12 protein-coding genes are annotated in these 10,261 nt (G+C 31.2%); 1 reads left to right on the top strand and 11 read right to left on the bottom strand.

Annotated elements, in window-relative coordinates; all coding sequences use genetic code 11:
* Nucleotides 1–74: 74 nt before the first annotated feature.
* From EKM03_RS09510 to EKM03_RS09475, 8 genes are all read right to left on the bottom strand, one after another.
* Nucleotides 75–971: a hypothetical protein gene (locus EKM03_RS09510; RefSeq protein ID WP_126740265.1), complete on the bottom strand. Its 897-nt coding sequence runs from the start codon at nt 969–971 to the stop codon at nt 75–77.
* Nucleotides 972–1,072: 101 nt separating this feature from the next.
* Nucleotides 1,073–1,504, bottom strand: a complete 432-nt coding sequence (locus EKM03_RS09505; protein ID WP_126740263.1) for a hypothetical protein — start codon at nt 1,502–1,504, stop codon at nt 1,073–1,075.
* Between the two features lie 3 nt (nt 1,505–1,507).
* Entirely contained in the window at nt 1,508–1,783 is a 276-nt protein-coding gene (locus EKM03_RS09500; protein ID WP_126740261.1) for a helix-turn-helix domain-containing protein, read from the bottom strand.
* A gap of 96 nt (nt 1,784–1,879) precedes the next feature.
* Complete coding sequence (locus EKM03_RS09495) at nt 1,880–2,698, bottom strand: hypothetical protein (RefSeq protein WP_126740259.1); 819 nt, start codon at nt 2,696–2,698, stop codon at nt 1,880–1,882.
* 52 nt (nt 2,699–2,750) lie between these two features.
* The gene (locus EKM03_RS09490; RefSeq protein ID WP_126740257.1) at nt 2,751–3,050 is read right to left on the bottom strand and encodes a hypothetical protein; all 300 of its coding nucleotides are present in this window, start codon (nt 3,048–3,050) and stop codon (nt 2,751–2,753) included.
* Between the two features lie 145 nt (nt 3,051–3,195).
* Nucleotides 3,196–3,510: a helix-turn-helix domain-containing protein gene (locus tag EKM03_RS09485; protein ID WP_126740255.1), complete on the bottom strand. Its 315-nt coding sequence runs from the start codon at nt 3,508–3,510 to the stop codon at nt 3,196–3,198.
* Nucleotides 3,492–3,830, bottom strand: a complete 339-nt coding sequence (locus tag EKM03_RS09480) for a type II toxin-antitoxin system RelE/ParE family toxin (RefSeq protein ID WP_126740253.1) — start codon at nt 3,828–3,830, stop codon at nt 3,492–3,494. Before EKM03_RS09480 ends, EKM03_RS09485 begins: the two co-directional genes overlap by 19 nt.
* A gap of 45 nt (nt 3,831–3,875) precedes the next feature.
* The gene (locus tag EKM03_RS09475) at nt 3,876–5,255 is read right to left on the bottom strand and encodes a phage integrase SAM-like domain-containing protein (RefSeq protein WP_126740251.1); all 1,380 of its coding nucleotides are present in this window, start codon (nt 5,253–5,255) and stop codon (nt 3,876–3,878) included.
* A 761-nt stretch (nt 5,256–6,016) separates the two neighbouring features.
* Between EKM03_RS09475 and thiL the strand changes: the two genes are divergently transcribed.
* The gene (gene thiL, locus EKM03_RS09470; protein WP_126461746.1) at nt 6,017–7,063 is read left to right on the top strand and encodes a thiamine-phosphate kinase; all 1,047 of its coding nucleotides are present in this window, start codon (nt 6,017–6,019) and stop codon (nt 7,061–7,063) included.
* A 61-nt stretch (nt 7,064–7,124) separates the two neighbouring features.
* Here the strand turns inward: thiL and EKM03_RS09465 are convergent, their stop codons facing one another.
* The 3 genes from EKM03_RS09465 to EKM03_RS09455 form a co-directional block, all read right to left on the bottom strand.
* A complete protein-coding gene (locus EKM03_RS09465) occupies nt 7,125–7,820 on the bottom strand; it encodes a response regulator (RefSeq protein WP_126461750.1) in 696 nt (231 codons plus the stop codon).
* Nucleotides 7,821–7,844: 24 nt separating this feature from the next.
* On the bottom strand, nt 7,845–9,869 hold the full coding sequence (locus EKM03_RS09460) for a tetratricopeptide repeat protein (protein ID WP_233584081.1): 2,025 nt from the start codon (nt 9,867–9,869) through the stop codon (nt 7,845–7,847).
* A 107-nt stretch (nt 9,870–9,976) separates the two neighbouring features.
* The gene (locus tag EKM03_RS09455) at nt 9,977–10,165 is read right to left on the bottom strand and encodes a hypothetical protein (protein WP_126461753.1); all 189 of its coding nucleotides are present in this window, start codon (nt 10,163–10,165) and stop codon (nt 9,977–9,979) included.
* Nucleotides 10,166–10,261: the final 96 nt, after the last annotated feature.

The raw sequence follows: 10,261 nt of genomic DNA, 5'->3' as shown, positions 1-10,261 counted from the left end.
ATAAATGGCGCACTTTGTTGCGGAATCGTGGTGTACTTTGCTCCGGAATGGGTGGTGTACTTTCGTCGGAATATCTAATCAATCTTTTTTCTCATTATTTCGGCTGTCATTTCTTGGACTTTATTCGAGTGTTTTTGAGTAATTATATTTAATTGTTTTCTGTGGTGTTTGTAGTTTTCAGTCTGTTTATTGTTTAATAATCCAGTCCAATAATTAGGATTTGAATATTCAATAACTCTTTTTTGAATAGTTTTACTTAAACTCTCAATTTGGGTAGTATTATCATAATACAGTACATTTTGCCATTCATTCAAAACATCATCTTTGAAGTTGTGCAAACCGTAATCAATTAAATCCTGTAAAGTAAAAATGCCTTTTTGTTTCAATCTTGTTAAGGTTGTGTATTTGATTTCAAAACGCATTATTTCGGTTTTAATATCAAAACCTTTTGATTTGTAATGCAGTGCCTTATTGTAAATTTTAATAATGTATTCGTTGTGTTCTACTTGTTTATATTTTCCCTCGTCTGAATTTTTCTGATACTCGAAAGGTTTTGTTTTATGTAGTAAACAATTATCTAAAATCTCATTCGTTGGAATTGGTGGCGTTATGTTTATGCCTATCTCTAAACACTTCAAAATACATTGTTCCGGCTCTATGTCGAATTTTGTTTTTAAGTCGCTCAAAACAAACGAAACCGCCTCATTATTGAAATCATTGTAATTGTGGGCTCCATTGTTCCAGTACTTATGCAAACTTCCCGCAATTGCTATTGTTCCCGTATCATAAATTTTAAATTCCAAACCGTTATAAGATGCGTTTTTTGATGGTGTTACTTTGTTGCCGTTCCTGTTTGTGGTTTTCATTTCTCCAGTAGTTAGGTTAATGGTATCATAAAAATCTAAAAGGGGATTCGCCTCTAAAATAGCGGGGCGTAATTCCTTAATAATTATTTTTATAAAATCAATCAATTGAGTATCTTTGAATAAGTTTTTTACAATGCCTGTTGAAAACTGAACTTTTGAACAAAGTATAAACGAGAGCCTGAACAACTCTCGTTTTTTTGTGCCTTTTAGTTTGTTTTGTAGGTGCTAATAATATTTTTAAGTGCTGCTTTGTTTTTTGGGTAAAACCCCCGGTAAACATCGACAAACATAAAATCTTTGTCTTTTGCGAATTGAAATATCAAAAGATGTTTTGCGGTGTTTCCCAGTGCATTAGTTTTTAACCAGTCCCCATAAAACAAACCTCTTTTTGAGGTCGGTCGTAATCCTGTGATTAGTTCGCACGTTTCCCAGTTGGTTGTGGTGCGTAACCTCAAATAATCAATAATGTTTTTGGATTTTGATTTTTCTCTAAACTTTTCTATTCTTAGAATTTCGGTAATAAGTAGGTTTTTTTCAGTTCCGGCAATAACTTCATAAACTGAATAGAACTCTAAAACCGAATTTCGTTTATAAAAATATCGGTATGGTTTGGTTTTTGCGTTGCCTGTTGAACCCATAAATTAAACGTTTATGGGTTTCAAACTTGCTTCTACTTCGGAACGTAAAAAGTAAATTCGTCCGGAAATTGAATAAGGATTCAATCGTTTTGACTTCGACCAATTATATACTGTCGAAATGTCCACTTGAAACATATCCGCCACGTTTTTACGCGTCAAATATTCTTTTGGTTGAACTGGGGTAAAGTGTTTCAGAAATTCGTCTAAATGGGTTTTAACCTCGTTTGCGATTTCTTTTTTAAATTCATTTGGCGTAGTAATAATTTGAATTGCTTCCATTTTACAAAGTGTTTTTATTGTTTCACTTTGCGAAATTCTATCAAATTGATTGACACCTTATTATTGCACTTGTGCGGGAAATGGTGCAGGTATTTATTATTGTTTACTTTCTACTAATGTTGTGTATTTATTTAAAAATTCAGCATCAATAACAATTTCGTTTTTATTACAATAGTCAATTATATTTTTTAACTGTTTAAGATTGTTAAAGATATTATGTTTAGTTTTTGCACCTGTAAAACTGTCATTAATAAATTGACGGGTTAATAATAGACGTTTAGACAATTGATTTGGATTGTCAAAAACCTCATCTTTGAAATGATAATTTACTTTATTGTAACCGTCAATATGAACTACATTCTTATAAATTTCCTTTTTAGCAAAAAGTAAACCTACTTTAAAATACATTTTATCTTGTTCGTTTTCGGGGGCGGGAACTGTTGGGGAAATAGTAATTAATCCCTTTTCAAGTTCCTGTTTTCGTTGTTCTAAAAATTCATTGATTAAACAAAGACTTGTTATTCTATTTGAAATAAACTTTATAAAATTTTTGGCGGTGGCGTGTATACAAAGTTCTGTCTCGTCTACTTCGTCTGTCTCATCACCCTGAAAATCCAATTTTTCCAAATAGACGAAATGAGTTTCGCTAATCCTGTTTCTTACATAATAAAAAGTTTCGTGATCGAGTCTTTCTAAACTTGTAATAATGCTTTTTTGAATGGTAATTTCTTTATTGCAAATGTATAATTGACTTTCAATATATCTAAATTCCGTGTTTTCTTCATACTCTTTTAAAAAAGTATTCAGGGAAGTTTTATAGTTACTTTCGTATATTTTTAATAGTGGTTGGTAGTCCTGACTTAGTTTTTCAAAACAAAAAACATCATTGTATTTTTCAAAATTATAAAACTCCATTTTTTGCCTGTATTGATTGAATTAATTTGAACTTTTGAACATTGTTTTAACCTTAACTTTTTAACTTACATTGGTTGTCATAGTCTGATTCTAATAATTCTCTTTCGTTGAGTAAATCAAACATATCGTATAGAATAACAATATTAAACATAATATTTTCAAATTCCCTCAGATTGGGTTTACTTCCCTCATGTCCAGTAGTGGTCATTGAATGCAATTCTTTTGCAATTCCTTGTTTCAAAAACCATTGAAAATCTCCGATCTCTCCAATAAATTCGCTTGCTCTACTTCCTATTCTGTTCTCTAATTCTGTAATTTTTGTTAATAATTCTTGTTCTGCGTAAGTTCTCATAATTTTAGTTTTAAGGGTTTTTTTCTTTTGGCAATAAATTGTAACATAATTTATTCTTAATGAACATATTTTGTTACACAATTGCTTTTTTTTAAAATCCAAAAAACACTTTTTTAATTATTAGTTCCGTTTTTCAATACTTTCATTACGCAATTTGTAACGACAAGCCCAATGCGTTGATTATTTGCATAAAATTAGATAGTTGCAAGTCAGTTTTCCCTTGTTCAATACGTGCAATATACGCCCTGTTTTTGCCTATTTGTTGGGCAAGTTCTTCCTGGGTTAGGTGTTTTTCTTTGCGTTTTTCCTTTATCAATTCGCCGTAATAATAAGAAAGTGCCTTTGCGTTAAATTCTTCACGCTCTGGAGCTCCCTGTTTGCCGTGTTGATTATCTATATAATCATTTATTGTAGGTAGTTCCTTTTTTATTCTTTCTAAATCTAGTTTTGGTCGTGCCATTGTTCTAATATTTTGATTGCTAACTTTATTTGTTTGTCGTAGTCCTTTGTCGATTTTTTCATAAACCCATTTAGGAATAAAATATTTCTACTTTGAGTTATGTTGTCGTGGTCAATTGCAAAAACAATAATTCTATATTCGTTTTTTACCTGTACTCGAACTTCATAAAAATTTGTGTTGGTTAGTTTCTTTGCAACTTTGATATTTATGACTGTCTGTGTTATAAGAATTTCGGATAGATAATCTATTTTTTGTTGTGTAGCGAAATCTACACTTTCCAAAAATGCCGTAAACTCTAAAGTTTTAAATAATACTCTCATTGGTTTTAATCTTTTGCAAATGTAACGAATTAGATACAGTATTGTTTATTTTGTCCCGTTTTTTAACACTTTCATTTCGGGTGTTTTGTCTTTGTTGAGGTCTTCATAAAATTTCATAAATAAATCGGCGTTGCTGTCTTTGTCTTCCCGTTTATTGATATACGTTAAAAACAAACTTTCTTTGCTATGTCCTGTAATTCCAATAAGTACGGCGGTTGGTATCTTTTTATAGTAATTAGAGGCAAAGGAACGCCTAAAACAATGCGAGGCTATTAGTTCATACTTTGAATATTTGCCTAATTCTTTTCGATTGGTTCCGGTGTTAAGTTTAGTTCCTTTTACAACCTCAACAATGCCAGCCATTTTACAAACTACCTTTGAATATTCGTTTAGTTTTTGGTGTGGTATTTCTTTTGGCAAAGTGTTTTCTATTATTTCGATAACGTGCGGGGCAATTATACCAATGGTTACACTTTTATTTGTTTTCTGTTGAATTATATCTAAATACATATTCCCGCCCTTAAATCGAATATTCTCATTTGTTATTTTCAATAAGTCCCCGCCTCGTTGTCCAATTTCACAACCTATTAAAATCCAGTTCCGGGCGTTGTCTAATGTTTGGGGTGTCAATAAAAGATTTTTCGTTAGTTCGGGATTTGCTTTTTTAAATTCTTTGAGTTTTTCAAGATTTGAATAATCGGTGTTTTTGATTTGCTGCAGCTCCTCAAATGATAATGTTTGAATGTAGCGGTCTTTGTCGCTTTCTCCAAAATGTTGAATTGTTTTTGAATAAGGTGTTACCGGAATTTCGTTTTTTTCAGCATCGATGCAAACAGTTTTTAAGATTTGTAATTCTCTACCTGTTGTATTTGCGGAATATTTTTTAGTATTAACGAGCCAGTTTGTGAATTTGTCAACAAAAGTATTTGTGATCTCAATAAACTGAATTTGTTTTTTTATGGTTTTTTGGTACTCTAAGACTATATTTTTAAATACAGTATAGTTTTTTATTGTTTCCTTGCTCAATCCAATTTTAACCCCGCCGTTAGTTCTTACTTTGCGAGTGTTTGCATTATCGAGAATGTACTGAATATGATTAATTAATAAACCTGTATCAGTTTTTATAACTCGTTTAAAACAATTGCTTATTTGGTTTTCTAACCAATACGCATCAATTAAAACACTATTTGCTAAATCTTTGTTTAAGTTCTCTAAAACAAATGGATCTAACTTTTTGAGGTTGTTAGATAATTTCTTGTTTTCGGGATTGTTTTGTTTTGGCAATCCGGTTGCCTCGCTCCAGTCTTTTGAGTTTATAGTAAACCCCGTTTTTTTCTTTAATGAAATTTTCTGACTTATTGAAACTCTAATATAGATTTGAGAGTTGTCGGATTTACTTTGAAGTAAAAATTTAATCTTTGCCATAATTTGAACTTTTGAACACTCAAATTTATAACATTAATTTGAGTTAAAAAATTCTAGTCAGTATTTAGTCAGTAATTAGTCAGTATTATTAAATATCATTCTATTTCATTCTATTATTTACAATTAGTTTTAATGTACTGTTAATGTTGAATTTGTTGAGGTTTACGGCTTGTTTTGTACTGTTTTTAAGGGGTTGTTCAAAACATCAAATTGAGTGCCTAAGGTTTCAGGTTCGAACCCTGCCGTGGTCACTTTAATACCCTGTTTACAGTACTTAACAAACATTTTAGTTAACATTTAGTTAGCCATTTTAAAAAACACTCATTTTCTGGGTGTTTTTTTAGTTCATATAAGTAACTGAAATAAATTAAAATTCCCCTCTAATATTAAAAAAAAATCTGATTAATCAACTATTAATAGAATTTAATTAAATAATGTTTACACGCACGTAACAGATAATGCAATATTCAATATAATTCTATTGATTGATTTTATACACGCGTAACAGATAGGTGCAAACCTTTATTTTTACGCTTGTTTAATTTGAATTTAATTAGGTAATGCAAAAAAATCGCTCATCTCTGAACGGTTGTTTTTACATCATAAGTGAATTTTCAATTATGCCCAACGGGTAACGATATCAAATAATTTCATTTTGTCCGATTTAAGTATTTGAAAGTTCGAATGAAATTAATGAAAATTGGAACAAATCAAGGCGAATATTTCTTTGTATATTTGCAACCTCAAAAATAATTTAAATAATGATCGAAGATAAAAACCCACAACGCACAAGTATTGCTCAGTTAGGCGAATTTGGATTGATTGCCCATTTGACAAAAAACTTCAAAATCAATCAGCCTTCAACTTTAAAAGGAATTGGCGATGACGCCGCTGTTTTGGATTTCAAAGATAAAAGAGTAGTAGTTTCGACGGATTTATTGATAGAAGGTGTGCATTTTGATTTGGCATACATGCCCTTAAAACATTTGGGCTACAAAGCGGTAGTGGTCAATGTTTCTGATATTTGCGCCATGAATGCTAAACCCACGCAAATCACGGTTTCAGTAGCAGTCTCTAATCGTTTTCCTTTAGAAGCTTTGGATGAATTGTTTGCAGGAATTACGCATGCTGCAAATGAATACAATGTAGATGTTATCGGTGGGGATACGACTTCCTCCCAGAAAGGGTTAATCATCAGTATAACTGCCATTGGCGAAGCAGATGAAAATGAAATCGTGTATAGAAATGGTGCCAAACAAACAGATTTATTAGTCGTAACTGGCGATATTGGGGCTGCTTATATGGGGTTGCAAGTTTTGGAACGCGAAAAGCAAGTGTTTCAGGTGAATCCAAATTCACAACCGGATTTAGATGCGTACACATATTTAATTGAACGACAATTGAAACCGGAAGCACGCAAAGATGTTCGTACTCTATTGCACGCTTTAGAAATAAGACCAACTTCAATGATTGATATTTCAGATGGATTATCGTCTGAGATTATGCATTTGTGCAAACAATCTAAGGTAGGGTGTAATTTATACGAAGACAAACTACCAATTGATCCAACATTTATTAATGTTTGTGAAGAATTCGATATCGACAGTACCACTGTTGCCATAAACGGAGGCGAAGATTATGAATTGCTTTTCACTATTGCCATGGACGATTTTGAAAAAATCAAAGGGAATCCAAACTTTACAATCATTGGGCACATGACACAAGAAAGCGAAGGCATTCATTTAGTGACTCGTGCCAACACGAAAATAGCATTGAAAGCTCGTGGTTGGGATGCTTTGAGTGAATAGAAATCTCTTTAAAACAAATAAAAAACGACACCTATTAAGTGTCGTTTTTTATTTGATAAAATTAAAATAGCAATCCTTTGTTTTTAGCTTCCTGGACTAAATCAATATCGCTTCCATGTTCTATTTTTAATAATTCTTTTAAATTCAGTTTGCGTTGCTCAATTGCTCCAAGTGAAATTGGAATATATTGTGGAATGTCATTCAGCTTGGTTCCTTTTGATATATGAAACAAAATATCTTTATCAAATTGATCAATTTCTATTGTATTTTCCTCTGCCTGATTCAACATTTTTAAAACGGACTGGCTGTAATATTTTTCGTTTTTTATAACCTTATCGAAAGCAAAAATTAATTCATCAAAAGTTAAATCGTTTTTTATAACCAGTCCACTTGGATTTATTGTTTTGATAATGGTTTTTATCTTCAACAATTCGGTATACATGGTTAGTAATATAATTTTGCAGTTTGGCATGTATTCTAATATTAATTTTGCCAAATCCTCGCCGGAATAAATATTTTTTTCTTCATAAGGCGGCATACTAATATCTAAAAAAGCAATGTCAAATGGCACAACAGCTGGATTGGTAATAATATGGTAGGCTGATTCGCAATCTTTTGCTTTAGTTATAAGAAACTCGAATTCCTCCGGATTATACCTCGTAATTGCATTTTTATATCCTTCTATTATAAAAGGATGGTCGTCAACTATTAATATTTCATTCTTTGTTTTTACTGTATCAACGGAATCATTAGCCATTTTGTATAAGTTGTAAGATTGTTTTTATTCTATTGGGGTGGTAACCGTTATAATTGTTCCTCCTTTTTTTGAGGATTGTATGTCAAAGATACCATCGCATTCTTTGGTCCGAAAAAGTATGTTTTGCAGACCAATGCCTTTTTTAGCTGTTTTTATATTAAAACCAACACCATTGTCACTAATTTTTAAAATCAAATGATCTTCTTCTTTTCTTAGTTCTATTTTAATGGTGTTAGCATTAGCATATTTATTACTGTTTTGGAGTGCTTCCTGCAGAATACGGTATAAATTGATTTTTAGCGAGTTACTTACTAGTTCCCATTTTATAGCTGGATCAATACTTGAAATTAATTTTGATTTATGAGTCTTTTTTTGGTCTTCAAATAAATTATCAACTATGGCGACGAAGTTATTAATTAATTCTGATTTTTCTCTATTCAAGTCATGTGAAATTTCTCGAATATCCTGCTCAATATTTTTTAATTCTATTAAATAATTATTTCTCTTTTCCACAGCAGTCCCGTCAACAATCTTATTCAAGCTGTCCAAGTTAATTCGCACTCCAAATAGTCTGCCTAAAACGCCGTCGTGTAATTCGCGTGCTACTCTTTTCTTTTCCTTAATTCTATTTATTTCAATCGTGTTTTGTTGTGTGATCATTAAATTATAGATCTCTTCATTGGCCATTTGCTGTTGTTGCTTGAATAACAATTCTCTGTTTTTTGCTTTTTGGGTTCTAATGACAAAGGAAAATAAACCAAGCATTGCTAAACCACTAAAAATATAAACTAAATTCCTGTTTTGTTGTACTAAGTCCTTATTCTCGTTTTTTATTTCCTCTGTTTCGTATTCGATACGGGTAAATTTATTACCCATTTTACGTTCTGATTTTTGTAATTTCTCGCTAACTTGAATGTATTCGTTTCCATAAACTGCAGCGTTTTGTGGCTCTATAATTGATAATTGCTTCAGCGAATTTAAAACATTACGATAATTGTTTGTTTTTTTGGATAATTCAAGGGCTTGTTTGGCAAACTGACTTGCTCGTAAAGTTTCATTCTTTGAAATGAAATATTCGGATAAATTTATTTTACTGGCTATGACACCCGCACTAAGTTGTAAACTATCTCTGGTTTTTAATGATCGAAAGAATAAATCTGGCAACCCTTCCTTTTCATTAAGCTTGAATTTAGAATACGCTAAATTATTCAATAACATGGCGTGCAATGAGGGTTTATCTTTAAACACATTTTTTTGATCTAGTCCTTTTTGAAAATATCTTTTCGCCTGCTTGTAGTCTTGCGTCTTAAGGTGGAGGTAACCAATGTTATTGTAGGAAGTCGCTTTTGGCTGATAAAAAGAGGCCATTAACTCGTCATCAATACTGGCTAAAGCTCTATTGTGATACCGCATTGCATTTTTATAATCCTCTAGTTCATTATAAATTAATCCTAATAAATTGTAAGCATCATACAAGATGTCGCTTTGGTTTGTGTTCTTTATGATTTTTAAAGCTTTAGAAGCCGCTTTTTCAGCCCCTAAAAAATCACTTTGATTAAATTGTATGTTTGCCTTTCTTATAATCGTTTTTGCCAGATTATAGTTGTCATTTAGCTCAATATATATTTTTTCTGCCTTGTCATAGTACAAAAAAGAACTATCCGGAATACCTTGAGAGTCATAATAATCTCCTAAATAATTATTCCCTTTTGCCATACTAAAAGCATCCTGCTGCATTGCAGATTTTTCAAGTACCAATCGTACCGTTCTTTTATACTCCTTCCAATTTTCTAAGTTATAATAGCGATTAGCAATTTTGAACAGGTTTACACGATATAAAGAATCATTTTCTTGGGGAGTTATGACTTGAAGTGCTTTTTTTACGTATTTTTCTCGTTGCTCAGACGGCAAATCAAAATCGTTGGACAATAAAAAATATGTAGAAAGGCTGTCTTTAGAATCTAAAGTAATTTTATTTGGAGTATTTTTTTGAGTACATCCACAAAATAAAAAAATAAAAAAAAGTGTTGTATATATAGGATGTTTCAATAGCAAAAAGTTTTACCATCAAAAATAAGAAAATAAACGTATTAGCATAAAAAAAGCTGCCAAAAATTTGACAGCTTTCTTAAATCAATATATTTACTAATATTTTGTTAGTCCATTTTCTTATTCCCCTGACTTGTTGATCCATTTCCAGCAAGATTTAGTTGTACGTTTTCAATTTTGAAAACTTCTGCTTTGTTATCATTTTTTGTTGTTGAAGTAATTTCTTCATTTGAAGTAAATGAAGTTAATACCATTACTAAAGAAAATAATCCGATTGTTAAAATTGCTTTTTTCATAATTTGGGAATTTTATATTGTTGTTTGATTTTACTTTTCTAGAACCACATTAGCGTGGAATTCTTTTGTAAATCTACACAGACAACTTAATTTTTT

Origin of the sequence: Flavobacterium sp. GSP6 (assembly GCF_003984855.1) — a bacterium.
Taxonomy (GTDB): Bacteria; Bacteroidota; Bacteroidia; order Flavobacteriales; family Flavobacteriaceae; genus Flavobacterium.
The sequence above is the reverse complement of the archived record's forward strand: the minus strand, read 5'-3'. Positions and strand labels throughout refer to the sequence as shown.